Origin of the sequence: Lysobacter sp. BMK333-48F3, from assembly GCF_019733395.1 — a bacterium.
GTDB lineage: Bacteria > Pseudomonadota > Gammaproteobacteria > Xanthomonadales > Xanthomonadaceae > Lysobacter.
On the sequence record NZ_JAIHOO010000001.1, the window covers coordinates 4,699,563 to 4,725,245 of the forward strand.

At 69.7% G+C, this 25,683-nt stretch carries 17 protein-coding genes; 6 read left to right on the top strand and 11 right to left on the bottom strand.

What is annotated here, in order from left to right:
* The first annotated feature begins 15 nt into the window (after positions 1-15).
* The 5 genes from K4L06_RS20260 (at position 16) to rnfB (ending at position 10,602) form a co-directional block, all read left to right on the top strand.
* Entirely contained in the window at positions 16-3,009 is a 2,994-nt protein-coding gene (locus tag K4L06_RS20260) for a TonB-dependent receptor (RefSeq protein ID WP_221673101.1), read from the top strand.
* 1,372 nt (positions 3,010-4,381) lie between these two features.
* A complete protein-coding gene (locus tag K4L06_RS20265) occupies positions 4,382-7,144 on the top strand; it encodes a TonB-dependent receptor (protein ID WP_255595362.1) in 2,763 nt (920 codons plus the stop codon).
* 204 nt (positions 7,145-7,348) lie between these two features.
* A complete protein-coding gene (locus tag K4L06_RS20270) occupies positions 7,349-7,783 on the top strand; it encodes a DUF2147 domain-containing protein (protein ID WP_221673103.1) in 435 nt (144 codons plus the stop codon).
* A gap of 244 nt (positions 7,784-8,027) precedes the next feature.
* A complete protein-coding gene (metG, locus tag K4L06_RS20275; RefSeq protein WP_221673104.1) occupies positions 8,028-10,100 on the top strand; it encodes a methionine--tRNA ligase in 2,073 nt (690 codons plus the stop codon).
* Between the two features lie 67 nt (positions 10,101-10,167).
* The gene (gene rnfB, locus K4L06_RS20280; RefSeq protein WP_221673105.1) at positions 10,168-10,602 is read left to right on the top strand and encodes an Rnf electron transport complex subunit RnfB; all 435 of its coding nucleotides are present in this window, start codon (positions 10,168-10,170) and stop codon (positions 10,600-10,602) included.
* A 479-nt stretch (positions 10,603-11,081) separates the two neighbouring features.
* Here the strand turns inward: rnfB and K4L06_RS20285 are convergent, their stop codons facing one another.
* The 6 genes from K4L06_RS20285 to K4L06_RS20310 all read right to left on the bottom strand — a co-directional run bounded on the left by K4L06_RS20285 (position 11,082) and on the right by K4L06_RS20310 (position 19,454).
* The gene (locus K4L06_RS20285; protein ID WP_221673106.1) at positions 11,082-12,134 is read right to left on the bottom strand and encodes a TraB/GumN family protein; all 1,053 of its coding nucleotides are present in this window, start codon (positions 12,132-12,134) and stop codon (positions 11,082-11,084) included.
* Between the two features lie 20 nt (positions 12,135-12,154).
* Positions 12,155-13,147 (bottom strand): DUF1684 domain-containing protein, encoded by a 993-nt coding sequence (locus K4L06_RS20290; protein ID WP_255595363.1) that lies wholly within the window; start codon positions 13,145-13,147, stop codon positions 12,155-12,157.
* Positions 13,147-15,033, bottom strand: a complete 1,887-nt coding sequence (mutL, locus tag K4L06_RS20295; protein WP_221673107.1) for a DNA mismatch repair endonuclease MutL — start codon at positions 15,031-15,033, stop codon at positions 13,147-13,149. The genes K4L06_RS20290 and mutL overlap by 1 nt, the downstream gene beginning before the upstream one ends.
* A 524-nt stretch (positions 15,034-15,557) precedes the next feature.
* On the bottom strand, positions 15,558-17,291 hold the full coding sequence (locus tag K4L06_RS20300; protein WP_221673108.1) for an N-acetylmuramoyl-L-alanine amidase: 1,734 nt from the start codon (positions 17,289-17,291) through the stop codon (positions 15,558-15,560).
* 87 nt (positions 17,292-17,378) lie between these two features.
* The gene (gene tsaE, locus K4L06_RS20305) at positions 17,379-17,894 is read right to left on the bottom strand and encodes a tRNA (adenosine(37)-N6)-threonylcarbamoyltransferase complex ATPase subunit type 1 TsaE (RefSeq protein WP_221673109.1); all 516 of its coding nucleotides are present in this window, start codon (positions 17,892-17,894) and stop codon (positions 17,379-17,381) included.
* A gap of 9 nt (positions 17,895-17,903) precedes the next feature.
* Entirely contained in the window at positions 17,904-19,454 is a 1,551-nt protein-coding gene (locus K4L06_RS20310; RefSeq protein ID WP_221673110.1) for an NAD(P)H-hydrate dehydratase, read from the bottom strand.
* 88 nt (positions 19,455-19,542) lie between these two features.
* Between K4L06_RS20310 and queG the strand changes: the two genes are divergently transcribed.
* Positions 19,543-20,613: a tRNA epoxyqueuosine(34) reductase QueG gene (gene queG, locus K4L06_RS20315; protein WP_343225824.1), complete on the top strand. Its 1,071-nt coding sequence runs from the start codon at positions 19,543-19,545 to the stop codon at positions 20,611-20,613.
* 408 nt (positions 20,614-21,021) lie between these two features.
* Here queG and pgi read toward each other — a convergent pair whose 3' ends face one another.
* The 5 genes from pgi to folK form a co-directional block, all read right to left on the bottom strand.
* Complete coding sequence (pgi, locus tag K4L06_RS20320) at positions 21,022-22,533, bottom strand: glucose-6-phosphate isomerase (protein ID WP_221673112.1); 1,512 nt, start codon at positions 22,531-22,533, stop codon at positions 21,022-21,024.
* Between the two features lie 31 nt (positions 22,534-22,564).
* A complete protein-coding gene (panD, locus tag K4L06_RS20325) occupies positions 22,565-22,948 on the bottom strand; it encodes an aspartate 1-decarboxylase (RefSeq protein WP_064748098.1) in 384 nt (127 codons plus the stop codon).
* A 169-nt stretch (positions 22,949-23,117) separates the two neighbouring features.
* Complete coding sequence (gene panC / locus K4L06_RS20330) at positions 23,118-23,966, bottom strand: pantoate--beta-alanine ligase (RefSeq protein WP_221673113.1); 849 nt, start codon at positions 23,964-23,966, stop codon at positions 23,118-23,120.
* Between the two features lie 79 nt (positions 23,967-24,045).
* On the bottom strand, positions 24,046-24,873 hold the full coding sequence (gene panB / locus K4L06_RS20335) for a 3-methyl-2-oxobutanoate hydroxymethyltransferase (RefSeq protein ID WP_221673114.1): 828 nt from the start codon (positions 24,871-24,873) through the stop codon (positions 24,046-24,048).
* Positions 24,874-25,066: 193 nt separating this feature from the next.
* A complete protein-coding gene (gene folK / locus K4L06_RS20340; RefSeq protein ID WP_221673115.1) occupies positions 25,067-25,585 on the bottom strand; it encodes a 2-amino-4-hydroxy-6-hydroxymethyldihydropteridine diphosphokinase in 519 nt (172 codons plus the stop codon).
* Positions 25,586-25,683: the final 98 nt, after the last annotated feature.

The following is a 25,683-nucleotide window of genomic DNA, read 5'->3' on the forward strand; positions in this document are numbered from 1 at the left end:
TTTGGGGGAAACACAATGGCAGTTCGCAACACGCTCGGCCTGCAACGCAGCAGGCTGACGGCAGCACTGGTCAGCGCGATGCTGATCTCCGTCAGCGGCGCGGGTTACGCCGCCGATCCGGCTCCGGCCGCCGAAGGCTCGGCCGCGCCGACCGACATCGACGCGGTCACCGTGACCGGCTCGCGCATCAAGCGCATCGGCTTCGTCACCCCGTCCCCGGTGGTCGGCATCAGCTCGGAAGAGATCCGCTCCACCGGCGCGGTCACCATCGCCGATCTCATGACCACTCTGCCGCAGCTGTCGGCGACCTACACCCTCGGCAACTCGACCCGTTCGATCGGCACCGCCGGCCTGGGCCTGCTCGACCTGCGCGGCATGGGCACCGCCCGTACCCTGGTGCTGGTCAACGGCCGCCGCCACGTCGGCGGTCTGTCCGGCTCGACCGCGGTCGACGTCAACACCATCCCGGTCGAACTGATCGAGCGCGTCGAAGTCATCACCGGCGGCGCCTCGGCCGTGTACGGCGCCGACGCCGTCGCCGGCGTGGTCAACTTCATCATGAAGAAGTCCTTCGACGGCTACGAAGTGCGCGCCCAGACCGGCGACGCCAGCGAAGGCGACTTCAGCCGCTCGTTCGTCAGCCTCACCGGCGGCAACACCTTCGCCGAAGGCCGCGGCAGCATCGTGTACTCGGCCGAGTACAGCAAGCAGGACAACTTCGGCCGCAACGATCGCGCGATCGGCCGCGAGTTCCTGCTCAGCATGCCGAACCCGAACTACAACCCGGGCCTGCCGTCCAGCCAGAGCAACCCGCAGCGCGTGTTCATGGGCCCGGGCGGCAACTCCAGCATCTCCTACGGCGGCACCTTCAACGCCGGCGGCGTGCGCTACCAGTTTAACGAAGACGGCAGCTTCCGCCGCACCCGTTACGACGGTCCGCGCGACGGCGCCAACACCTGCGTCAACTGCGACTTCGTCGACCTCAACAGCGTCGCCGACCTGCAGCCGGGCTTCGACCGCTACAGCGTCAACACGATGCTGAACTTCGATATCAGCGAGAACCACAAGTTCTTCTTCGAAGGCAAGTACACCAAGACCGAGTCCGAGTTCCTGGCCCAGCCGAGCTTCGACCAGCCGCTGCGCATCCGCCGCGACAACGCCTACCTGTCGCCGCAGCTGGCCGCGCTGATGGACGCCAACGGCCTCAACAGCCTGACCGACCGCAACCGCATGCTGCAGGTCTCGCGCTTCAACGTCGACGCGGGCCGCCGCGGCGAGAACGTCGAACGCGAAACCCAGCGCTACGTGGTCGGCCTGGAAGGCTACCTGAGCGAGAACTGGTCGTACGAAGTCTCGGCCAACTACGGCAAGACCGAGATCGACCGCCTCAACCTCAACAACCGCATCAACGACCGCTGGCAGGCCGGCATGGACGTGGTGCGCGACGGCTCCGGCAACCTGGTCTGCCGCACCTCGCTCGACCCGAACGCGATCAACCCGAACACCGGCGTGCGCTACCTCGACCTGTCGCGTCAGGGTTGCGTGCCGTTCAGCATCTTCGGCAACGGCGCGGTCAACCCGCAGGCGGCCGACTGGTTCAACTACGATGCGGTCAACCGCACCAAGCTGACCCAGAAGGTGTTCAGCGCCTCGGTCGCCAACAGCGCGCTGTTCGAGCTGCCCGCCGGCGGCGTCGGCTTCGCGGCCGGCGTGGAATGGCGCAAGGAAACCAGCGAGGAGAACACCGATCCGCTGGCGGCCCAGGGCCTGACCTTCCTCAACGCGATCCCGAACCGCAAGGGCGAGTACAGCGTCAAGGAAGTCTTCGCCGAAACCACCATCCCGCTGCTGGCGGACCTGCCGGGCGTGCAGCGCCTGAGCATGGACCTAGCCGGTCGTTACTCCGACTACAGCACGGTCGGCGAGACCAAGACCTGGAACGTCGGCCTGGATTGGGCGATCAACGACTCGTTCCGCGTCCGCGCCAGCCTGGCCCAGGCGGTGCGCGCGCCGAACATCGGCGAGCTGTTCAACCCGCAGACCCAGAACTTCGCCACCATCAACGACCCCTGCGACACCCGCCCGGGCCGCACCAACTCGGTCAACACCGCCGCCAACCCGGCGCTGCGCGCGCAGAACTGCGCCGCGTTGGGCCTGCCGGGCAACTTCGTCGACACCTACGGCGGCAACCGCCCGGGCGTCAGCGGCGGCAACCCGGCCCTGAACGTCGAAGAGGCGCGTTCGTTCTCCTACGGCTTCGTCTGGCAGCCGGAATTCATCGAAGGCTTCGGTCTGTCGGTGGACTACTGGCGGGTCAACCTGAAGGACGCGATCGGCGCGGTCACCGCCGAAACCCTGGCGACCCGTTGCGTGGACTCCCCTGGCGGCGTCGGCAACGACTTCTGCTCGGCGATCCTGCGCGCTCCGGCGGGCGGCTACGTCGATCCGCAGGGCCGCACCTTCCCGGCCGGTTCGATCTACAACTGGACCGCGCTCAACGAGAACCTGGCCCGTTCGCGCCGCACCGGCGTGGACATCGAAGCCGACTACCGCTTCGAGCTGTTCGGCGGCCAGACCTCGCTGCGCTTCGTCGGCACGCGCCTGATCTCCTCGCGCGAGTGGGCGTTCCAGGCGTTCCCGAACGAGTACCGCGAATACCTGAACTACGTCAGCGATCCGCGCTGGCGCGCCTCGCTCAACGCCAGCTACAAGCTGGGCCAGTGGCGCGCGAGCTGGGATATGCGCTACATCGACGGCAACCTGCGCGTCGAGCCGTGGAGCTACCAGAGCAACCCGGGCCAGGTCTCGCCGATCCGCAACGGTTCGTACACCTACCACAACCTGCAGGTCGGCTATAAGCTGCCCAACACCGGTTTGGACCTGTACCTCGGCGCCGACAACGTGTTCGACAAGGATCCGCCGCTGAACTACTTCGGCGACAGCGCGATCAACTCGAACTACGACAACATCGGCCGCTACGTGTACGTGGGCGCGACCTACAAGTTCTGATCGCCGCAAGGCCTTAGAACCGCAACAAGAAAAGCCCGGCCTCGCGCCGGGCTTTTTCTTTGCCCGCCCTCCACGACCGGCAGCGACCAACGCGATCGCCGCTCGCACCGCCGCTACCCCGAGGCAGCCAAGCAACCCCGATCGCCGGCGTGCTTGCCGTTGTTGTTGTTGTTGTTGCCGTTGCCGTTGCCGTTGCCGTTGCCGTTGCCGTTGCCGTTGCCGTAAAGAGCTTGGCGTCGCCACGAACTCGCGAGAAGACCTGAAGCCCCGAAGGGCGGCCCGCAGGGATGCGGGCCGTGCGCAGCCAGGCCAGGGATGGCCTGTGCGGAGCAGCCCCGCGCAGACCTCGTCCCATAGTGGCTCTTGATTCGAAACAGCCATGGCGTTTTCTTTGGTTACTTTCTTTGTCGCCTTGGACAAAGAAAGTGACCCGGCCGCTTGCGGACGGAAGCTTTGGCCTTTGGAGCTTCCGAAGCCTTCGAACGACAAACGCCGCGAGACCGCAGTAGCGCGGTCGCGGCTTGCGCCGCTCCTACATGAGGCCCAGGACAAAGACGCAGCGAACGGGCGAGATCGCGGTCGCGGCTCACGCCGCTCCTACATGGGGCGCAGGACAAAGACGCGGCGAACGGGCGAGATGGTGGTCGCGGCTTGTGACCGAAGGAAATCCCTGTGGGGCGCCGCTCCTACATGGGGCCCAGGACAAAGACGCAGCAAACGGGCGAGATGGCGGTCGCGGCTTGTGACCAAAGGAAATCCCTGTGGGGCGCCGCTCCTACAGGGGGCCCAGGACAAAGACGCAGCGAACGGGCGAGATGGCGGTCGCGGCTTGCGCCGCTCCTGCAGGCGATGGCTTTGAGCTTCGATCGATGGCGTCGGCCTTGGATCTTCTGCGCGTCCCGTGGTCGCGGCTTGTGACCGAAGGAAATCCCTGTGGGGCGCCGCTCCTGCATGGGGCCCAGGACAAATCCTTACGCGCCCCTCCGCGCCGCCGCTGACGACCGGATCGCCCAGCCGAACCTGCAACCAAAAGTAGGCATTCATCGCGACGAAACCGCGGATAGAGCGCCCGAACGCGGGGGTCGCGCCCCGGCCGCGCAGCCGACCGGCACCGAACGTCGCCGCCTTAATCCCAGAAATCTCTAATAAATCAAGCGCTTGTAGTCATGGAAAACGCTTATCCACCGCAGAATTGCGTTCTGATGACACATTGGTTAATTGCGTGTTAATTTTGACAGCGAAGGAACGGGGAACTGCCAAGGTCGGCACACAAGTCTGTTCAACTTTCGCTTCGCTTCGGGGGATTCACCAGATGTCGTCCAATCACCACGGCCTGCGTCGCAGCAGGCTGTCGCGGGCGGTTGCGTCCGCGATGCTCTTCGGCGCCGCCGGCGCCGCGTTCGCCCAGGAACCGGCCGCGGCCAGCGCCGGCGGTTCCGACAAGCCCACCGACGTCGCCGGCGTCGTCGTCACCGGTTCGCGCATCAAGCGCACCCAGATCGAAGGGCCGTCGCCGGTCACCGTGATCAGCTCGGCGCAGATCCAGCGCGAAGGCTTCGTCACCGTGTTCGATGCGCTGTCCACGCTGACCCAGAACGGCGGCACGGTACAGAACGAACTCAACTCGGCCGGCGGCTTCACGCCCAACGGCAGCCCGGTCAACCTGCGCGGCCTCGGCCCGGGCCGCACCCTGCTGCTGATCAACGGCCGCCGCGCCGCGGACTATCCGTTCCCGTACAACGGCCAGAGCAACTTCCAGAACTTCGGCAACATTCCCTCGGCCGCGGTGGACCGGATCGAAATCCTGTCCGGCGGCGCTTCGGCGATCTACGGCTCCGACGCCGTCGCCGGCGTGGTCAACGTGGTGCTGAAGACCAATTTCGACGGCGACAAGCTGACCGTGCGCGGCGGCACCTCGACCACCGGCGGCGGCGACTTCGGCAACGTGCAGTGGGTCGGCGGCCGCTCCGGCGACAACTGGAGCGTCACCTACGCCCTGGAGTATTTCGCCGACGAGCCGGTGTTCGCGTTCCAGCGCGACTTCATGGATTCCACCGACGACAACCCGCGCCCGACCCCGGAACTGGGCAACAACCAGCCCACCGCGGCGATCCGGCTGAACCGCCCGGGCAATGCCGCCAACTCCTACATCGCCCCGCCGGCCGGCGTCTGCGATCGTTTCGACGGCGAGTTCGTGCGCTACAACTACCGCACCGTGGTCGCCGGCACCCGTGCGGTGACCAACCTCGGCCCGGTCTGCGGCTCCTGGGGCGACGTCGGTTACCAGACCATCGCCAACGGCAACAGCGACTGGTCGGGCTATCTGTACGGCACCTACACCTTCGGCAACGGCCTCCAGGCCTGGACCAGCCTGCAGGGCTATCACTCCAAGTCCAAGCTCTCCGGCGGCACCGAGGCGATCAGCGGCCCGCACATCGACGGCACCGGCCGCGTCACCACCTGGTTCGACACCGGCTTCAACACCAACCTCAACATGCAGCGCCTGCTGACCCCGCAGGAGTACGGCGGCTTCGACGCGATGTACCAGCGCTTCACCGAGAAGTCGCTCGATGTCGCGGTCGGCCTGCGCGGCACCCTCGCCGACCGCTTCGACTGGGACGTGACCCTGGGCCGCGCCGAGTACCGCGCCGACCGCACCCGTCCGCGCCTGGACGGCTCGGCGGTGACCGACTGGTTCTTCGGCCCGCGCCTGAACACCACCGGCACCCCGCGCTACCGGATCAACCTCGACCGCCTCTACACCCCGCTGACCCCGGCGCAGTACCGGGCGATGTCGACCACGCTGAAGTACGAAGCCGAGTCCTGGGTCACCCAGGGCAGCGCCACTTTGTCGGGCGACCTGTTCGAACTGCCGGCCGGCCCGCTGGGCTTCGCCGCGGTGGTCGACTTCACCCAGCAGGGCTACGAGCTCAACTCGCCGCGCAGCATCCTGCCGACCGTGGTCGAGACCTACGGCCTGACCGGCACCAACGGCGGCGGCGACCGCGACCGCTACGCCGCCGGCCTGGAGTTCAGCATTCCGATCCTGCCGTCGCTGAAGGCCAGCCTGGCCGGCCGCTTCGACAAGTACGACGACGTCACCGCCGTCGACGACGCCAAGACCTGGGGCTACGGCCTGGAATGGCGCCCGATCGAGAGCCTGCTGCTGCGCGGCAACTACTCGACCAGCTTCAAGGCGCCGGACATGCACTTCGTGTTCAACGAAGGCAGCGGCAGCTTCAGCACCGTGCTCGACACCTATCGCTGCCTCAACGCCAACCTGGCCGCGTCCTCCTGCACCGGCACCGTGTACAACTACTCGGTGTTCGCCACCAGCAAGGGCGAGCCGACGCTGACCGAGGAAACCGGCGAGTCCTGGGGCGCGGGCCTGGTGTGGGACATCACCGACGGCCTGTCGATGTCGGTCGACTACTACGACATCAAGCTCGACGATGCGGTCACCACCCTCAGCAGCACCTACATCCTCGACAACGAGGGCGGCTGCCGCACCGGCCTGACCCGCACCCGCCAGCCGTTCCAGTTCGCCGCCGACTCGGCGTTCTGCCAGGAGATCGTCAGCCGCGTGACCCGCAGCACCGCGCCGGGCGAACCCACCGATCGCGTCACCGGCGTGCGCAGCGGCCCGGTCAACCAGTCCCTGCGCCATGTCGCCGGCCTGGACGCGGCCCTGAACTGGCGCTTCAGCACGCAGCGCTGGGGCGACTACCGCTGGGAGCTGGGCTGGACCCACACCCTCAAGCACGAGCGCCAGCTGCTGGCGACCGATCCGGTCGAGCGCGACTGGCGCGACGATCCGGGCAACTTCGACTTCCGCAGCCGCGTGCGCGGTTCGGTGAACTGGCAGAAGAACGACTGGAACGCGACCGTGTTCATGACCCGCTACGGCAGCCTGCCGAACTGGCAGGAAACCGGCCGCATCGCCCCGTACTTCCTGTGGAACGTCAACCTCGGCAAGCGGATCACCGACAAGGCCAAGGTCACGGTGTTCGTCAACAACGTGTTCAACAAGTTCCACCCCAACGACGACGGCTACGACAGCTATCCGTACTTCTACTCGTCGTACAGCCCGATCGGCCGCGAAATCTCGGCCCAGTTCGAGTACCAATTCCACTGATCCGCCCTTTGCGGGCCCGGCCGCGCGCCGGGCCCGCAGCCGTTTCGCGCCCGGCTCCGGCCGGGCTTTTTTCTGCCTGCGACGGCGAGCTGAACGACGCCCGCCATCGCCTTCCGTACGCCGACGGATGCGGTATAAAGGTCGCAACCGTCGCCCCACCGTACGGCCGAACCGTTTCCACGCTCCATCCCTGGGAGGGGACTCATGCGTACCAAACTGCTCGCCCTGCTGTTGCTCGCCCTGCCCGCCGCGGCTTTCGCCCAGACCCCGCTGGGGCAATGGACCACGATCGACGACAAGACCCAGAAGCCCAAGTCGGTGGTCGAAATCTACGAGGCCAAGGACGGCAGCCTGGCCGGCCGCGTGGCCGAAGTCCTGCAGTCCGACCGCGGTCCCAACCCGGTCTGCGACAAGTGCTCCGGCGATCGCAAGAACAAGCCGGTCAAGGGCATGGTGATCCTGTGGGGCATCCGCAAGAAGGGCGGCACCTGGGAAGGCGGCCAGATCCTCGACCCGGCCACCGGCAAGGTCTATTCGGTCAAGGTGACCCCGACCGACGGCGGCAAGAAGCTGGACGTGCGCGGCTTCATGGGCTTCTCGCTGCTCGGCCGCACCCAGACCTGGATGCGCCACGAGTAATCCCGGCCGGCCCGTCGTCTACGGAAGCCCGGCCTCGGCCGGGTTTCTTTTTGGGGCGAAACCCGGCCTTGGCCGGGTTTCCATTCGAGAATGTTCCGGCCTTGGCCGGGTTTGTTCCTGCACACAGGTCTCGGTGACGCGTTTCGCCTGTCAGCGACGATCGAAGGTCTCGCTGCGCCGCCCGCTCCCGGGGCCGTCCCCGGGCCCATGCCATAATTCACGACCGTCCACGCCCACCTCGCCCATGTCCCGCGAAATCCTCGTCTCCAACGCCCTGCCCTACGCCAACGGCGACCTGCACCTCGGCCACCTGGTCGGGTACATGCAGGCCGACATCTGGGTGCGCGCGCAGCGGATGAGCGGGAACACGGTGCATTACGTCTGCGCCGACGACACCCACGGCACCCCGATCATGCTCGGCGCCGAGAAGGCCGGACAGACGCCGGAGGCCTACATCGCCCAGATCCAGGTCCGCCACGAGCGCGATTTCCGCGATTTCGGCGTGCACTTCGATCACTACGACTCGACCCATTCGGCGCGCAACCGCAGCCTGACCGAAGGCTTCTACGCGCGGCTGGACAACAACGGCCACATCTCCCGGCGTTCGGTCGAGCAGTTGTACGACCCGGTCAAGGGCATGTTCCTGCCCGACCGCTACGTCAAGGGCATCTGCCCGAACTGCGGCACCGCGGACCAGTACGGCGACAACTGCGAGAACTGCGGCGCCACCTATGCCCCGACCGAGCTCAAGGAACCGCGCTCGGTGGTCAGCGGCGCGACCCCGGAACTGCGCGAGTCCGAGCACTTCTTCTTCGAGGTCGGCCACTTCGAGGCCTTCCTGCGCGAGTGGCTGGCCGGCGACGTCGCCACGCCCGGGATCAAGGCCAAGCTGTCGGAGTGGCTGGACGCGGAAGGCGGCCTGCGCGCCTGGGACATCTCCCGCGACTCGCCCTACTTCGGCTTCGAGATCCCCGGCCACCCGGGCAAGTTCCTGTACGTCTGGCTGGACGCGCCGATCGGCTACCTGAGCAGCTTCCAGGCCCTGTGCGAACGCGAAGGCCTGGATTTCTGGTCCTACCTGGCGCGCGACAGCGGCGTCGAGCTGCACCATTTCATCGGCAAGGACATCGTCACCTTCCACGGCCTGTTCTGGCCGGCGGTGCTGCACGGCGCCGGCTTCCGCTCGCCGACCCGGCTGCACGTCAACGGCTATCTGATGGTCAACAGCGAGAAGATGTCGAAGTCGCGCGGCACCTTCATCCAGGCCCGCACCTACCTCGACGTCGGCCTGGATCCGGAAGCGCTGCGCTACTACTTCGCCACCAAGACCAGCGGCGGGGTGGAGGACATCGACCTCAACCTGGCCGACTTCGTCGCCCGGGTGAACTCCGACGTGGTCGGCAAGTTCGTCAACCTCGCCAGCCGCTGCGCCGGCTTCATCGAAAAGCGCTTCGACGGCCGCCTGGCCGACGCCCTGCCCGACCCGGCCATGTACCAGCGCTTCGTCGCCCAGTTGGGGCCGATCGCCCAGGCCTACGAGCGCAACGAGGCCGCGACCGCGCTGCGCCTGACCATGGCCCTGGCCGACGAGGCCAACAAATACATCGACGAGCACAAGCCCTGGGTGCTGGCCAAGCAGGACGGCATGGAGGCGCAGTTGCAGGCGGTGTGCACCCAAGGCCTGAACCTGTTCCGGGTGCTCGCCGGCGCGCTCAAGCCGGCGCTGCCGCGGGTGGCCGCGCAGACCGAAGCCTTCCTGGCCGCGCCGGTGGCGCGCTGGCAGGACCTCGACGCGCCGCTGCTCGCCCACACCATCGGCGCCTACGCGCCGCTGTTCGTCCGTATCGATACCAAGTTGATTGACACCATGATCGAAGCCAGCAAGGAATCCCTCGCCCCCGCCGCCAAGGCCGAGCCCGCCGCCGCGAAGCCGGCGCCGCAGGCCGCCGCCGCGCCGGCCCCCGCCGCCAAGAGCGAGGCCGGCGCGACCATCGCCATCGACGACTTCGCCAAGCTCGACCTGCGCGTGGGCAAGGTGCTGGCCTGCGAGTTCGTCGAAGGCTCCGACAAGCTGCTGCGCTTCCAGCTCGACGCCGGCGACCTCGGCCAGCGCCAGATCTTCTCCGGCATCCGCGGCTCCTACGCCGAGCCGGACAAGCTGGTCGGCCGCAGCGTGGTGTTCATCGCCAACCTCGCCCCGCGCAAGATGCGCTTCGGCCTCAGCGAGGGCATGATCCTCTCGGCCGGCTTCGACGGCGGCGATCTGTTCCTGCTCGACGCCGACGGCGGCGCGCTGCCGGGCATGCCGGTGCGTTGAGCCGGGATTGGGGATTCGGGATTGGGGATTCGTAAAAGCGCGTTGAGACGCTGCGCTGGACAAGCTCATGCCCATCTCTAATCACGAATCGCGAACCCCTGAGCTGGCCGAACGGCTGGACCGGCTGCTGCCGCAGACCCAATGCGGGCAATGCGGTTACGCCGGTTGCCGGCCGTATGCCGAGGCGATGGCGCGCGGCGAGGCCGGCGTCGATCATTGCCCGCCCGGCGGCGACGCCGGCGCGCGCGCGCTGGCGCGCCTGCTCGGCGTGCCCGCGCAGCCCTACGACCGCAGCCGCGGCGAGCACAAACCGCCGATCGTGGCGCTGGTGGTCGAAGCCGACTGCATCGGCTGCACCAAATGCATCCAGGCCTGCCCGGTGGACGCCATCGTCGGCGCGTCCAAGCACATGCACACGGTGATCGAGCCGCTATGCACCGGCTGCGAGCTATGCGTACCGGCCTGCCCGGTGGATTGCATCGTGATGGTGCCTGCTCTGTAGAAGCGGCACGTTGCCGTTGCCGTTGCCGTAAAGAGCTTGGCGCCGCTTCGAACTCGCGAGAACGCCCTGAAGCCCCGGAGGGCGGCCCGCATGGATGCGGGCCGTGCGCAGCCAGGCCAGGGATGGCCTGTGCGGAGCAGCCCCGCGAAAACACCGTCCGATAGTGGCTTTTGATTCGAAACAGGAATGGCGTTTTCTTTGGTTACTTTCTTTGTCGCCTTGGACAAAGAAAGTGACCCGGCCGCTTGCGGACGGAAGCTTTGCTTTGAGCTTTGAGCTTTTTAGCTTTGGACTTTGAAGCTTTAGAGGCCTTCGAGCGTCAAACGGCGCGAGGCCGAGGCAGCGCGGTCGCGGCTCACGCCGCTCCTACAGGCGAAGGGTTCGGGCTTCGATCGGCTACGAAGGCCCTGAGTTCTCTGCGCGTCTCTTGGTCGCGGCTTGCGCCGCTCCTACAGGCGAAAGGTTCGAGCTTCGATCGGCTACGAAGGCCTTGAGTTTTCTGCGCGTCCCTTGGCCTTGCCGCCGGCCGGCTTCTCGCCCGCAGCCGGCTCCGGCGCCGCAACCGGCGCCGGCAAATCCGCCGTGCCGGCGGCGCAGGCGCCGCAGACGCGCTCGATCTTGTAACCCTTGCCGCGCAGCAACTCGATCAGGCCGTCGTCGCCGAGCAGGTGCAGGGAACCGACCACCACCAGGGTGTTGCCCTGGCGCGACTCGTCGAGCATTTTCTGCAGCTGCGGCAGCCAGGCCTGATTGCGCTCGACGTTGACGATCCGGTAGGTCTCCGGGGTCTTGTCGCGCATCTCCACCCGCGCCTTCGCGTCCAGCGTCGCCAGGTCGGCGCCGCGCCAGGCGGTGTGCATCTCTTCGAGCATGCCCGGCACCTCTTCGGGCTGGTCGACGAACTCGCGCAGCGCCTTGATCTGCTCCGGCAACGGCCCGGAGTCCATCGCCTGCAGCTGCGCGTCCATGCTTTCCAGGCCGGCGGTCGGTTTCTCGGCCGCAGCGGCCTGGCGCATCAGGTACTGGTCCAGGCCCAGCTGCGGGCTGAAGCCCAGCGACTGCGACACGCCCAGCACCAGCGACAGATTGACGAACCACGGCTCCAGCGGATCGAGCTGGGCCAGCGAGGCGCCGTTCTTGGCCAGCACCCGGTTGAGCTTCTCGCGCAGGTCGGCCGGCAGCACCTGGCTCAGGCTGCGGCCGTCGTCGAAGCGCGCGCGGGCCATGAAGCGCTGCGCCACGCTCGGGTCGAACATCTGCTCCGGCGGCACTTCGAACACCAGCTTGGCCGAATCGGCGAAAGCCTGGTCGACGTCGGCCGCGAGCGGGTAATCGTCCGGACGCAGCAGGTGGAACGAGCCCAGCAGGTAGACCGCGTTGTCGGCGTCGGAGACCTTCCACAGCAGCGGCACCGGCGGCGCCTTCGGCGCGGCCGCGGCGGCCTGGGCGGCGACGGTGGTGGCCGAGGTCAGCGGCGCGCTCAGCAGCACCGCGGCGGTCAGAGGGGCGAGGAACAGCTTCAACAACCGCATGCGCAGAGTCCGGAGAGGCGTTAGGAGGCGTGGGCCGGCGCCGCCGGCTTGTAGGTCTTCTCGCCGGCGGCGATCTCCAGATCGAGCCGGTTTTCCTGCGGCGGCAACGGGCAGGTCGCGTACGCGGTGAACGCGCACGGCGGGTTGTAGGCCTTGTTGAAATCGACCACTACCCCGCCCTGCAGATTGGGCCGGGCCACTTCCAGGAAGCGCCCGGCGCTGTAGCTGGTGTGGCCGCTGGTGCGGTCGGCGAACACCAGCAGCAACTGCTCGCCGCCCTGGTCCAGGGCTTCGATGCGGTAGCTGCGGCCGTCGCGCTGGAACTCGATCGCGCCCGGGTTCGGGGTCGGCTCGATCGTGCCGATGATGTTGGCGATCTCCAAGGTCTTGCCGGCCGGATGGGCGACGAACTTGGCGCTGAGTTTCCAGTCCTGCTGCGCCGGCCAGTAGTCGATGCCCTTGAAGCCGGTCAGGGTCGGCGCCTGCGAGTGGCGCACGCGCAGGAAATAGCGCTCGCCGCGCTTGATCACGGTCAAGCCGCCCTGGCCCTCGTCGAAACCGATCCGGGTCGGCCCGGCCGGGTAATCGTCGGCGAGCAGGGTCACCGCGCCCTTGATCGGCTGGTCGTTGAAGGTCAGCGGCGCGCCGCGTTCGGGAATGAAGCGCAGACGGCCGTTGGCGAGCGAGAGCAGGCCGAAATGCGCCGGCCCCGCGCTCAGGCGGATGCCGTTGTCGGGATCGCTGCCCAGGTAATGCGAGCCCGGCTCGATCGGGTGCAGGCCGATCAGGCTGGCCCAGCCGTCGGGCTTGAGCAGTTCGCTCTTGCGTTGCTCGCGCCACAGTTGCTGGTCGCGGTCGAAGGCCTGATTGGCCGCGGCGACGCGCTCGGCCTCGCGCTGGCGCGCGGCCTGTCGCTCGGTCGAGTCGCAGGCGGCCAGCGCCGGCAACAGCAGCAGCGCCAGCACGGCGGGCCGGGACGAAGCGGACAACGGCTTGCGCGCAAACAACATCATCAACGCCCTCGCAGGAACCAGCGGTCGATTTCGGGCAGGCTGAAGCGCGCCCAGGTCGGGCGGCCATGATTGCATTGGCCGGAGCGTTCGGTCGCCTCCATCTCGCGCAGCAAGGCGTTCATTTCCGGCAAAGTGAGACGGCGGTTGGCCCGCACCGCGCCGTGGCAGGCCATGGTCGAGAGCAGTTCGTCGCGCGCCGCCGCGACCCGGCGCGATTCGCCGTGCTCGCGCAGGTCGGCCAGCACGTCGCGCAGCAGCGCCTCGACGTCGCCGTGGGCGAGCAAGGCCGGCACCGCGCGCAGGGTCAGCGACTGCGGACCGCTGCGGGTGACTTCGAAGCCCAGTTGGACCAGGGTCGCTTCTTCGCGCTCGGCGACCTCGGCCTCGCGCTCGGACACCGCCAGCGTCGCCGGCACCAGCAGCGGCTGGGTGCGCAGGCCTTCGCCGTCGTGCGCGCTCTTGAGTTTCTCGTAGCCGATCCGCTCGTGCGCGGCGTGCATGTCGACCACGATCAGGCCTTCGGCGCTTTCGGCCAGCACGTAGATGCCGTGCAACTGGGCGATCGCATAACCCAGCGGCGGCAGACTGGCGTCGTCGCTGCTCGGCAAGGCCGGCGCGCCGATCGGCAGGCCGGGCGCCGGCGACGCATAGGCGCTGCCGCTGCCGGCGAGCGAACCGCCGCCGTAGCCCGAGCCGCCCAAGCCACCGCCGCCGTACAGCGCGGCATAGCCGGCGCGGGTTTCGGCGACCTGCTGCAGGCCCAGCGGCGCGGTCGAACGCCATTGGTAGGCATTGGCCGCAGTCGCCGCGGCGGAGGCGCCGCCATCGGGCGCGGCGAAACCGTCGGCGCCCGGCACCTGCGCCGACGGCAGGGTGCCGGCGCGGGTCTCGGCCAGCGCGTCGTTGAGCGTGCGGTAGACGAAATCGTGGATCAGGCGCGCGTCGCGGAAGCGCACCTCGTGCTTGGCCGGATGCACGTTGACGTCGACCCGGCGCGGGTCCAGTTCCAGGAACAGCACGTAGGCCGGCTGGCGGCCGTGGAACAGCACGTCGGCATAGGCCTGCTTGACCGCATGGGCCACGCTGCGGTCGCGCACCGCGCGGCCGTTGACGTAGAAATACTGCTGGTCGGCGCTGGCGCGGTTGTAGGACGGCTGGGCGATCCAGCCGTGCAGGCGCAGGCCGGCGCCGCTGTGGTCGACGCGCAGGGCGTTGCGGGCGAATTCCTCGCCCAGCGCCTCGCCGATGCGCAGGTCCGACAGCCCGACCTCGACCAGGTCGCCCTCGCCTTTCCAGCGCCGGGTCGGCTTGCCGTTGTGCGACACGCGCAGTTCGACGTCGGGCCGGGCCAGGGCCAACTGGCGCAGCCATTCTTCGATGTGGCCCAGCTCGGTGCGCTCGGCCTTGAGGAACTTGCGCCGCGCCGGCACGTTGAAGAACAGGTCGCGCACTTCGACCGTGGTGCCTTGCGGATGCGGCTTGGGCGCGACCTCGCCGACCCGGCCGCCGTCGATCTCCAGCACCGCGCCGCGGTCCTCGCCGATCCGGCGCGAGGACAAGGCGAAGCGGCTGACCGAGGCGATCGAGGGCAAGGCCTCGCCGCGGAAGCCCAGGGTGGTCACGCCTTCCAGGTCGTCGAGCGACGCGATCTTGCTGGTGGCGTGGCGCGACACCGCCAGCGGCAGTTCGTCGGCGGCGATCCCGGCGCCGTCGTCGCGGATCCGGATCAGCCGTACCCCGCCCTCTTCCAGGTCGATGTCGACCCGGCGCGCGCCGGCGTCGAGCGCGTTCTCGACCAGTTCCTTGACCACGGACGCGGGCCGTTCGACCACTTCGCCGGCGGCGATCTGGTTGATCAGGGTGTCGGGCAGTTGGCGGATGCTCACGGGCGGCGTTCGGTGCGCGGGCACCGGCGGGGGAATGGGAAACGATGATAGCCGCTGCCGGCGCGGCTTCGCGATCCGCAGCTTGCGCCGCAGGCGCCGGACCGGGCCGGACTGCGGGTATCGCGGGCGAAGCAACAGCAACGGCAAAAGCAAATCCCCCGCGTCCGCTGCGCGGCCGCCGCCCCCTTTGCCAAAGGGGGCAACAGCTCCGTCTGCGCCCTATGCGCCGCTGTCTGGGCCCTATGCACCGCATCCCTCAGCGCCGCCCCTCAGCACCGGCTCTCCCTCAGCACTGCCCAACTTGAACCGGATCCCCCTGAACCGCGCCCCTTGAACCGCCCCTTGAACCGATTCCCCCCCTTTGAAAAAGGGGGGCCAGGGGGGATTTGCCTTTGCTTTGCTTTGCCTTGCTTTGCTTTGCCCAGCCTCGCCCCCCACCGCTCTTGCCCTCGCCACCCCAGCGCCCAAAACGACCGCGGCCCCGATCGCTCGGGGCCGCGCGAGTACCGTCGATGTCGCCCAGCTCAGGGGCTGCCGCCCCCGCCGAACCCGCCCTGCTGCGCTTCCGCGCGCGCGGCGTACATCGTGCCCGGCGGCGGCTGGCGGGTGAAATAGGTATTGACCCCTTCCAGCACCGCTCGCGCCAGCGCGCGCTGGTGCGCCGGGTCGGTCAGGCGGCGCTCTTCTTCCGGGTTGGAAATGAAGTTGGTCTCGACCAGCATCGCCGGCATGTCCGAGGTGCGCAGCACGGCGAAGTTGGCGCGCTCGATGTTCGGCTTGTGGTTGCGGCCGATCTGGCGCAGGCCGTCGAGCACGTGCCCGGCGGCGTCTTCGGAGGCCTTCATGTGACCGCTCTGGGTCAGGTCGAGCAGCACCGAGGTCAGGGTGTTGTCGGATTGCGGCAGGCGCGAGCCGCCGATCAGGTCGGAGGCGTTTTCCTTGTCCGCCAGCCAGCGCGCGCGCTGCGAGGACGCGCCTTTCAGCGACAGCACATAGACCGAGGAGCCGTTCGCCGAGCGGTTCTCGGCGGCATCGGCGTGGATCGAGATGAACATGTCCGCCTTGGCGTGGCGCGCCAGCTGGGCCCGGCGCGGCAGCGGAATGAACACGTCGGTGTCGCGGGTCATGTAGGCCTTCAGCCCCGGCGTGGCGTTGATCTGGCGCGCCAGTTCGCGGCCGATCGCCAAGGTCACGTCCTTTTCGCGCTTGCCGGCCAGGCCGATCGCGCCGGGATCCTGGCCGCCGTGGCCGGGATCGATGGCGATGATCAGCGGACGCATGCCGCGGCCGCGCATCACGTCCTTGAGCGTCTTGACCGCGCCGGGCGGCGGCACGGCCTCGGCCGGGGGCAGATTCGCCGGCGGCGCGACGGTCGCGGCCGACGGCATCGGCGCGGGCACGCCGGTGGCGACGCGGGTCGGAACGCCGGTGGCGATGCGGGTCGGTACCCCGGTCGCAACCGCGCCCGGCACCGGCGCCTGTGCGGCCTGCTCGAACACCGCCTGGGTGGCGGCGCGTTGGGCGGGCGTCGGCGGCGGCGGCGCGGCCGCGAGGTTGGGCGTTGCGCCGGCCGGATTCGCCGCCGGCAACGCCGCCGCAGCAGCGGCCGGCGGGTTGGCGGGATTCTGCGCAGGCGCGCCCGGCGCCGCGGCACCGCGCGCGGCGAGTTCGGAAATCAGCTTGCTGGTGGCCGCATTCGAGGCCAGCGCGGGGTCGGGCTCGCCGGCCGCGGACGCAGGCGCGGACGCCACGGTCTGGGCGGGAGCGGCCGCAACCGGCGGCGGCGCCGTGGGCTTGGGCAGCGCCGGCGCGGGCGCGGCGGCCTGCTTCGGCGCGGCAGCGGCGGTTTCGTTGCCGTCGCCCGGCCATTCCAGCACCAGGCGCGAACCGCCGGCGCCCTGCTCGATGCGCGGCTTCAGCGTCGCCACCGGCTGGGCGAGGTCGAACACGATGCGTGCGGTGCCGGGCTGCGGCTCGCCGGTGCGCACCGCCTTGACGATGCCGGCAGCGGCAGGAAGCTTGAAGTTTTTGCCCAGGCGCGAGGCCGGCAGGTCGACCACCAACCGGTCGGGACCCTTCAGGCTGAGCACCTTGTACTGGCCGGCGCCGTCGAGAGCGATCTCGGCACGAGTGCCGGTGGCGCCATTACGCAGCTCCAAGCCCTTGATTTCGCTCGCATGTGCGAGATTCCAGGCCAGCGCCGCCAGCAGCGCTAGACCGAGCAGGAACTTCTGGACGGTGGCCCCTTTGACTCGCATGGGCATAAGTCAAGCACCGGGAAATCACAATTGCAAGTATTTTTTCCTTGCAAATCCGGTACCTGGGGGCACTTCCTAGGGAATCGTTCAGGAGTCGGCCGCAAGCCCCTGGGGACCGGTGTCCGCCGCCAGGTCGGCCAGCCAGGCCGCTCCGCCCGCCGAATCGGCCGCCAATTCGGCGCGGCGCCCGGCGCCGCCGTCGGCCACGGCCAGGTCGATGCGCAGGTCGGCCGGCGGCAGCCAGCCGCGGCCGCGCTCCGGCCATTCGACCAGCCACAGCTCGGCCTCGCCGCCGTCCAGGCCGAGGAACTCCAGCTCGCCGGCGTCGCCGATCCGATACAGATCCAGATGCCAGGCTTCGCGCCCGCCGGCCAAGGGATAACGCTCGACCAGGGTGTAGGTCGGACTGCGGATCGCGCCGCGCACGCCGAGCGCGCGCAACAGCGCGCGCGCCAGGGTCGATTTGCCCGCGCCGAGATCGCCGTGCAGGTGCACGCGCAACACCGCGCCCTCGGCTTGCGGCCGGGTGCGCGCGAGCGCGGCGCCGAGCGCGTCGGTAGCGTCGGCGTCGGCGAGCGTAAGGGTCGTGCGCGCTGCGGTCATCGCGCGATTCTAAGCCGCGCCGCGCGGATTGGCGCAGCGCCGCAGCCACGGCATCAGATCGCTCGGCAACAAACCGCGCTCGCCGCCGTCGCGCGCGGCTTGGTCGCCGGCGACGGCGTGCAGCAAGGCGCCGCACGAGGCCGCATCGAATCCGTCCAGGCCTTGCGCGAGCAAGGCCGCGACCACGCCGCTGAGCACATCGCCCATGCCGCCGACCGCCATGCCCGGGTTGCCGGCGCCGATCACGCGCGTGCGCCGTCGCGGCGCCGCGACCAGGCTGCCGGCGCCCTTCAATACCACCGCGCAACCGTAGCGTTCGGCGAGCGCGCTCACCGCGGCGAAACGGTCGTCCTGCACGTGCGCGGTATCGCAACCGAGCAGGCGCGCGGCCTCGCCCGGATGCGGAGTCAGCACGCAGTCGGCCGGCAGCGGCTGCGGCTGCGCGGCGAGCAGGTTGAGCGCATCGGCATCGAACAGGCGCGGCTTGGCGCAAGCCAGGACGCGCGCGTACAGCGCGCGGCCCCAGGCCTGTTGGCCCAGGCCGGGCCCGATCGCGACCGCGTCGGCCGCATCGAGCGCGGCGTCCAGCTCGGCACCGTTCAGAGCGCTGCCGTTCAGAGCGTTGCTGTCGTCGACCGCACGCGGCATCGCTTCGGGCAGGCGCGCCAGCATCGGCGCGACGTGCGCCGCGCGCGTCGCCGCATCGAGCAGGCCCGCGCCGCTGCGCAACGCCGCCTGCGCGCACAGCAGCAGGGCGCCGCCGTGGCCGTGGTCGCCGCCGACGCACAGCACCCGGCCGTTGCGGCCCTTGTGGCTGTCGCGGCGGCGCGGACGCAGCCAGCGGCCCAGGTCGTCGGCGGCCAGCGCTTCGGCCACGGCCTCGATGCCGTAGCGCTCCGGCGCCAGTTGCAACGACGCCAAGGCCAAGGCTCCGGTGTGATCGAGCGCGGCGCCGCTGCGCAAGCCGGCCTTGGGCGCGATGAACTCCAGGGTACGCTGCGCATTCACCGCCGCGGCATGGGCGCGGCCGCTGTCGGCGTCGACGCCGCTCGGCGCGTCCAGCGCCAGCACCGGCGCCGGGTGCGCGTTGATCGCCGCGATCAGCGCCGCCGACGCCGCGTCCGGCGCGCGCGACAGGCCGATGCCGAACAAGGCATCGACCACCACGTCCGCCGCCGGCAGCGCGCCGTCGAACTCGAGCGCGGCGCCGCCGGCCTGCGCGTACTCGGCCGCGGCGCGGCGCGCCAAGGCGCTGCGCGGCGCGTGCTCGGGCAGGCGCAGCACGGCGACGTCGCGGCCGCTTTGTCGGGCCAGGGTCGCCAGCACGTAGCCGTCGCCGCCGTTGTTGCCGGGGCCGCACACCACCAGCAGGCGGAATGCGCGCGTCCACCGGTTCAGCAACTCGCTCCAGGCCGCGGCGCCGGCGCGCTGCATCAGCGCATAGGCCTCGCCCAGTTCGGCCGCCGCGCGGGCCTCGATCGCGCGCAGCGCGACGGCGTCGTACAGCGCCGATCCGGGCGCAGGAGCGGTTTCGTCGGCGATTTCGTCGTTGGGCGACATGCCCGGATTCTATACTTGTGGGATCGTGAGCCAGCCCGACGCCCGTTCCGCTTCGCCCCTCGCCGCCCCGACGGCGCCGCCCGACGGCGTGCCTCCCGACGGCACGCCTCCCGACTACGGGGCGCTGGCCGCGCGCATCCGCGCGCTGGCGGGCGAATTCGGCTTCCAGCGTTGCGGCATCGCCGGGATCGAACTGGGCGACGACGAGGCCTACCTGCTCGACTGGCTGGAACAGGGCCTGCACGGCTCGATGGACTGGATGGCGCGCCACGGCGAGCTGCGCGGCCGGCCGGACCGGCTGCTGCCCGGCACCGTGCGGGTGATCTCGGTCGGCCTGGACTACGGCCGCCGCGACGACGAGGACGCCTGGGCGACCCTGGCCGACCGCGAACGCGCCTACGTCGCCCGTTACGCGCTCGGCCGCGACTACCACAAGTTGATGCGCCAGCGCCTGCAGCGCCTGGCCGACCGCATCGCCGAGGTGGTCGGCCCGTTCGGCCACCGGGTGTTCGTCGATTCGGCGCCGGTGCTGGAGCGCGCGCTGGCGCGCAACGCCGGGCTGGGCTGGATCGGCAAGCACACCTGCCTGATCGACAAGGACGGCGGCTCGTGGTTCTTCCTCGGCGAGATCTACGTCGACCTGCCCTTGCCGATCGACGCGCCGGCCAGCGCCCACTGCGGCACCTGCACCCGCTGCATCGACATCTGCCCGACCCAGGCCATCGTCGCCCCGCACCGGCTCGACGCGCGCCGCTGCATCGCCTACCTGACCATCGAGCACGACGGCGCGATTCCCGAGGAACTGCGCCCGGCGATCGGCAACCGCATCTTCGGCTGCGACGACTGCCAACTGGTCTGCCCCTGGAACAAGTTCGCCAAGCGCAACGACGAGCCGGACTTCCGCGCCCGCAACGGGCTCGACAGCGCCAGCCTGGCGCAGTTGTTCGCCTGGGACGAGGACGAGTTCCTGCGCCGCACCGAAGGCTCGGCGATCCGCCGCAGCGGCCACGAGCGCTGGCTGCGCAATATCGCCGTCGCGCTAGGCAACGCGCCGACGACGCCGGAGACGATCGCCGCGCTGCGCTCGCGCCGCGAGCATCCCAGCGCGCTGGTGCGCGAGCACGTCGAGTGGGCGCTGGCGCGGCACGGCGCTGCTTGAGTCGCGGCGCTGCTCAGCACCAACGTTATTGTTGTTGCTCCAAGCACTTGGCATAGCATCGCACTCGCGAGAGCAACCCTAGACCCGGAGGGCGGCGCACAGGACGTGCGCCCCGCCGTTAAAGAGCACGACTCGATAAGACAGGGATGTCTTATCGAAAAATCCCGGCGCAAGCATCGAACTCGCAGGGGAGCTTCGCGCGCTGCGCTTTTCTTTGGTGACTTTTGACCGAAGGAAATCCCGTGGGACTTTTGGGGCGCCAAAAGAAAGTTACCCGCCCGCTTGCGGGCGGAAGCCTTGCTCTTGAGGCCTCGAACGACAGACGTCGCGAGACCGAAGCAGTGCGGTCGCGGCTCGCGCCGCTCCTACACGGAAACGAACAACGGCGCCGAAGCGCCGTTGTTCCGCTCAGCCGCGCAGCTTGCGCAACAGCTCGCGGGTCACCGGGTCGTCGGCCTGCGCTTCGCCGGCCAGCGCCGGCAGCAGCTTGCTGGCGACCTGCTTGCCGAGTTCGACGCCGAACTGGTCGAAGGCGTTGATGCCCCAGAACACCGACTGCAGATAGACGCTGTGCTCGTACATCGCCAGCAGCGCGCCCAGCGACTGCGGGGTCAGCGCGTCGAGCAGGATCGTCGTGCTCGGACGGCCGCCGGCGTAGGCGCGGTGCGGGTCGTCACTGGCCTGGCCGTTGGCGAAGGCCTCGGTCTGGGCCAGCAGGTTGGCGTGCAGGGCGCGATGGTTCTGCGGGTACGGCGCGTCGGCGCGGACCACGCCGATGAAATCGGCCGGCACGATCGACGTGCCCTGGTGCAGGGCCTGGAAGAAGCTGTGCTGGGTGTCGGTGCCGACCCCGCCCCACCACACCGGCACGGTATCGCCGGCCACGGCCGAGCCGTCCAGGCGCACCGACTTGCCCAGGCTCTCCATCACCAGCTGTTGCAGGTAGTTCGACAGCAGCTTGAGCCGGTCGTCGTAGGCCAGCACCGCCTGGGTGGCGTAGCCCAAGCCGTTGCGGTTCCACACCGAGGTCAGCGCGTGCCAGGCGGCCAGGTTGCGCGGCAGCGGAGTTTCCAGCACGTGCGCGTCCATCAGCGCGGCGCCGGCGAGGAAGTCTTCGAACGCGTCCATGCCGATCGCCAGCGCGATCGGCAGGCCGACCGCCGACCACAGCGAATAGCGGCCGCCGACCCAGTCCCACATCGGCAGCAGCCGCTCCGGCGGGATGCCGAACGCGGCGCCGGCGCGCTCGACGTTGGCGCTGATCGCGTACAGGCGCGAGGCGTCGCCGAGCCAATCGCGCAGGATCGCGCCGTTGAGCAGGGTTTCCTGGGTGCCGAAGGTCTTGGAGATCAGCAGCGCGGCGGTGCGCTTGGGGTCCAGCCCGGCCAGCAGGCGCTGGGCGGCGTGGCCGTCGACGTTGGACAGGAAGTGGACCCGGAACCGGCCCGGGCTGGCGCCGCTGAGCGCGTCCACCGCCAGGCGCGGGCCGAGGTCGGAACCGCCGATGCCGACGCTGACGATGTCGGTGACCTCGCTGGCGCTCAGCGCCTGGATCGTCGCGCGCATGCGCCGGCGCGCTTCCAGCGCCTGGCGGTGCGCGGCGCGGGCGGTTTCGCTGGCCGACAGGTCGCCGCGCAGGGCGGTGTGCAGGGCCGCGCGGCCCTCGGTGAGGTTGACGGTTTCGCCGTCGAACAGCGCCCGCAGGCGCTGCTCGCTGTGCGCCGCCGCGGCGGCGCGGAACAGCCAATCCAGCGCGGCGCGATCGTAGCGCTGGCGGGCGAAGCTGGCGTAGACCGGCCCGACCTGGAGAGCGAAATCCGCGGCGCGGGACGGATCGGCGGCGATCAGCTGCGCCAGCGGGGTGATGCCGACGCGCCCGACCTCGGCGCGTAGCTCGTGGAGTCGGACGTCATCGCTCATCGTGTGCGAGGGCTCTCTTGGGGCCGGTCGGTCAGGCGGCGGCCTGTGCCGGCATCGAGTGGTTGGTATGGGTCAGCTGGTTGTGCCGGTCCACGTACACCAGGGTCGGCTTGTACTTGGCCGCCTCGGCCTCGTCGCAGATCCCGTAGGCGCAGATGATCACCAGGTCGCCCGGCTGGGCCTTGTGCGCGGCCGCGCCGTTGACCGAGATCACCCCGCTGCCCTCTTCGCCGCGGATGGCGTAGGTGGAGAAGCGGTGGCCGCTGTTGATGTTGTAGATGTGGACCATCTCGTATTCGCGGATGCCGGAGATGTCCAGCAGGCGGCCGTCGATCGCGCAGGAGCCTTCGTAATGCAGCTCGGCGTGGGTGACGGTGGCGCGGTGGATCTTGGCCTTGAGCAGATTCAGTTGCATGGTCGTTACTCCGTCCGCAGACGCGCGGGCGCGAAAGGCCAGAAGTCTAGCAGCGCATGGCGCGCTGCAACATGGCCCCGGGGCCTCGCCGGCGGAACGGAGATTTCCCGTTCAGCCCGGGCCCCGGCCGGCCCGCCGGCGCCGTCTCCCGGGCCGCCTGCCGTCCTGTTCAGGCCTCGAATTCGAGGTTGTCGATCAGCCGGGTGCGGCCCAGCCGGGCGGCGATCAGGGCCACCCGCGCCGGTTCGCCCGGGTCCTGCTCGGGCAGGCTCAGGTCGGGCCGGCGCAGCACCGCGTAATCGACCTCGAACCCGGCCGCGCGCAGGCGTTCGCCGGCTTCGGCCTCGATCGCCGCGCGCGGCTCGCCGGCCTGGGCGGCCTGGCGCATCCACTGCAGGCAGCGGTGGATCTCGACCGCGCGCGGGCGTTCGGCTTCGGACAGGTACTGGTTGCGCGAACTCAGCGCCAGGCCGTCGGCCTCGCGCCGAGTGTCGGCGCCGACGATCTCGATCGGGAACGCCAGGTCGCGGACCAGGTAGCGAATCACCGCCAGTTGCTGGTAGTCCTTGCGCCCGAACACGGCGACGTCGGGGCGGACCTGGTTGAACAGCCGCGCGACCACCGTCGCCACGCCGTCGAAATGGCCCGGCCGATGCGCGCCTTCCAGGGTGTCGGTGACCTGCGGCACCCGCACCTGCACGGTGTGCTCGACCCCGAACGGGTACATGGTCTCGACCGTCGGCCGCCACAGCAGGTCGCAGCCGGCGGCGCGCAGGCCGTCGGCGTCGGCTTCGGGCGTGCGCGGGTAGCGGCCGTAGTCTTCGTTGGGGCCGAACTGGGTCGGATTGACGAACACGCTGGCCACGACCCGGTCGGCGCGCTCGCGCGCGAGCCGGATCAGCGAATGATGGCCTTCGTGGAGATTGCCCATGGTCGGCACGAAGGCGACGCGCTGGCCGGCCATGCGCCAGGCGCCGAGGGTGGCGCGCAGGGCGCCGAGTTGATCGACAGTCAGCATGAGGTACTCGAAGAAATATCCGCCGGGGCGGAGCGCGAATCCCTGCGCGATGACGTCCGGAGCGAGCCGCGGATGCGGCTCAGTCGTAGGAATGGGCGGCGTCGGGGAAGGCGCCGCTGCGCACCGCCTCGGCGTAGGCCGAGAACGCGCCAGCGACCGAACCGCCTTCGGCGAGGAAATCCTTGACGAACTTGGGCCGGCGATGGCCGGAATTGACCCCGAGCAGGTCGTGCAGCACCAGCACCTGGCCGTCGCACTGCGGGCCGGCGCCGATGCCGATGGTGGCGATGCGCAGGTCGGCGCTGATCGCGGCGGCGACCGGGGTCGGCACGCATTCCAGCACCAGCAGTTGCGCGCCGGCCTCCTCGACCGCGCGCGCGTCTTCGCGCAGGCGCGCGGCGGCGGCTTCGTCGCGGCCCTGGACCTTGTAGCCGCCCAGGCGCAACACCGACTGCGGGGTCAGGCCGAGGTGGCCGCAGACCGGAATCTCGCGCTCGACCAGGAAACGGATCACTTCCAGCTTGTGCGCCGCGCCCTCGATCTTGACCATCGCCGCGCCGGCCTGGAGCAGGCGGGTGGCGGCGTCCAGCGCGCGTTCGGGGGTGGCGTCGGACTGGAACGGCAGGTCGGCGATCAGCAGCGCCTTGCTCAGGCCGCGGGCGACGCAGGCGGTGTGGTAGGCCATGTCGGCGACGGTCACCGGCAAGGTGCTGTTATGGCCCTGCGCGACCATGCCCAGCGAATCGCCGACCAGGACCAGGTCGACCACCGCGTCCATGGTGCGGGCGAAGCTGGTGTCGTAGGCGGTCAACATCACCAGCTTGCGGCCGTCGCGCTTGGCGTCGGCGAGCATGGGCACGGTCCAGGCCTTGGCGGCCGGCTTGTCGGTGGAAGCCGAGGTGTACATGGGCGACTCGTCCGGTGGCGACGGACGTCTGTGGGGTGGCGCCATAACTTAACAGGTTGCCGCGCGGCCGCGGCCTCCGCTGGCGCAACACAGCCGGCTCGACCGGCGGCGGCAAACCCGCGGCCAAGCGCGGTACCGCCGCGCCCTCGCCCGTCCGCCGGGTCCGCTCAGTCCATACGCCGCGCGGCGGCGGTCAAAGATTGTCCGCCGGCAACGCGCGTATGTCGACGGCGCGTATGTCGGAGGCGCCGAGCCGCGCCAGGCAGTCGCGCGCCGCGCCGGCGTCGGGGATACGCGCCTCCGGCGCGATCTCCAGCAACGGCACCAGGGCGAAGGCGCGTTCGTGCAGGTGCGGATGCGGCACGTGCAGGCCGGGCGCGTCGATCGTGGCCTCGCCGTACAGCAGCAGGTCCAGGTCCAGGGTGCGCGGGCCCCAGCGGTCGCTGCGGTCGGCCAGGCGCGAACGCCCGGCGTCGCGCTCGATTTCCAGCATCGCCGCCAGCAGCCGGGGCGCCGGCAGGCCGGTCTGCAGCGCCGCGACCGCATTGAGGAAGTCCGGTTGGTCGGTGCGTCCCCAGGCCGGGGTGCGGTACAGCTTCGAGGCGCGCAGCAGCCGGCTGTCCGGCAGGCGCTCCAGCGCGCGCAGCGCCGCGCGCAGCACCGCGGCGCTGTCGCCGAGGTTGCTGCCGAGGCCGATGTAGACGGTATGCATGGACAGAAGGAGTGAGCGAAGAGAAGTGAGGAGTGAGCAAGGCAAGAGCCGGAATTCGCGATTTCGCTCGCTCCTCGCTCCTCTACGCTCACTCCTCG